Below are 1,922 nucleotides of genomic sequence, written 5' to 3' on the forward strand. Positions count from 1 at the left end.
GGGCGTGGACGCCGGGTCCTACGCACCGGCGCGGCCCATAGCGGGATCGCTGGCCGCGCTGCTGCCCTACCTGGCCGCGGCCGTGTGCACGCTGGGCATCCTCTACAACGTGCTGGCCGGCCGCAGCGTGGACCAGGTCGTGCTGCTCACGGCCGGTGCCGTGGTCCTGGCGCTGCTGGTCCGGCAGGGCATCATGCTGCTCGACAACATGGCGCTCACCGAGAAGCTGGCCGAGAACGAGAACCACTTCCGTTCCCTCGTCCAGGGCTCCAGCGACGTCATCATGATCGCCGCGCCCAACGGCCGCCTGAAATACGTCAGCGACGCCTCCGAGGGCGTGTACGGCCTTTTCCCGGAGGAACTGGTCGGCCGGGAGCTGGCCGGTCTGATCCACCCCGAGGACCTGCCGGCCGTCCTGCACGAACTGCGCCGCTTCCTCGCCGCCGGCCCGCCCGCCGACCCCACCACCCGGATCGAGTACCGCTTCCGCAGCGGCGACGGGGGCTGGCTCAACGTCGAGTCGACGGTCAACCGGCACCAGGGCGGCCTGATCCTCAACAGCCGGGACGTGACCGAACGGGTGCGCCTCCAGGCGCAGTTGCAGCACAGTGCCGAGCACGACGCGCTCACCGACCTGCCCAACCGCGCGCTGTTCACCCGGCGGGTCGGGCAGGCCCTCTCCGGCCGGAGGCAGTCCGACCAGGGCACGGCGGTGCTCTTCATCGACCTCGACGGGTTCAAGGCGGTCAACGACACCATCGGGCACCAGGCCGGGGACGAGCTCCTCGTCCAGGCCGCCCGCCGCCTCCAGGAGGCCGTCCGGCAGGGCGACACCGCCGCCCGCCTCGGCGGGGACGAGTTCGCCGCGCTGATCCTCGGCGGCGGCGTGAGCGACCGGACCGCCCGTGAGGGCCACATCCTGGAGCTCGCCGACCGGCTGCGGGTACGGCTCTCCCAGCCCTACGAGATCGACGGCAACGACGTCCGGGTGGCCGCCTCCATCGGTGTGGCCTTCGCCGAACCCGGCCTGGGTGCGGGAGAACTGCTGCGCAACGCGGACCTCGCGATGTACCGGGCCAAGGCGGCCGGCAAGGACCGCGTCGAGCTCTACGCGCCCCAGATGCAGCAGGACGTGGTGCGCAGGGCCGAGGTCGCCGCCCGGCTGCGGACCGCCCTGCACGAGGGCGAGTTCACCCTGCTCCACCAGCCGATGGTCTCGCTGGCCGACGGCCGGATCACCGCCCTCTCGGCCCAGGCCCGCTGGCGGTCCGCGCAGGGCGCGCTGTTCACGCCCGCCGAGTTCCTGCGGGCCGCCGAGGAGGGCGACCGGACGGCCGAACTCGGCCGCTGGGTGCTGGAGGAGGCCGTCGTCCAGGCCGCCGACCGGTCCCGGGCCGGCCTGCGCACCCCGGTGGCGGTACGGATCGCCGCCCGACGCCTGCTCGACCGGTCGTTGCCGCTCACCTCGATAGAGGCGCTGCTGACCCGGCACGGACTGGCGCCCGGGTCGCTGATGATCGAACTCACCGGACTTGACCCGCGGATCCCGCTGGACGACCTCGAGCGCCGCCTCACGGCGTTGCGCCGTCTGGGCGTCCGGTTCGCCCTGGACGGCTTCGGCACCGGCTACGGATCCATCACCGCGCTGCGGCGGCTGCCGGTGGAGGCGCTCAAGCTCGACCGGAGCCTCGTTGAAGGCGTGGTGGAGTCCGCCCGCCTGCACAAGATCACCAGCGGGCTGCTGCGGATCGCCGCCGACCTCGGCATGCAGACCGTCGCCGAGGGCGTGGACCTGCCCGACCAGGCGGGCGTCCTGCGCGCCATGGGCTGCACCCACGGCATGGGCGGCGCCTTCTCCGCCCCGCTGGACGAGTACCGGGTCCGCCGGCTGCTCGTCGACGGGCACTGCCCGGCCCCCGCCG

At 73.4% G+C, this 1,922-nt stretch carries 1 protein-coding gene; it reads left to right on the top strand.

Going from position 1 to position 1,922, the window contains the following annotated elements:
* The coding region (locus HW445_RS29015; RefSeq protein WP_180223816.1) for a bifunctional diguanylate cyclase/phosphodiesterase at positions 1-1,922 on the top strand (1,922 nt) is incomplete at both ends.

Source organism: Streptomyces sp. UH6 (assembly GCF_013421635.1).
Lineage (GTDB): Bacteria > Actinomycetota > Actinomycetes > Streptomycetales > Streptomycetaceae > Streptomyces > Streptomyces abyssomicinicus.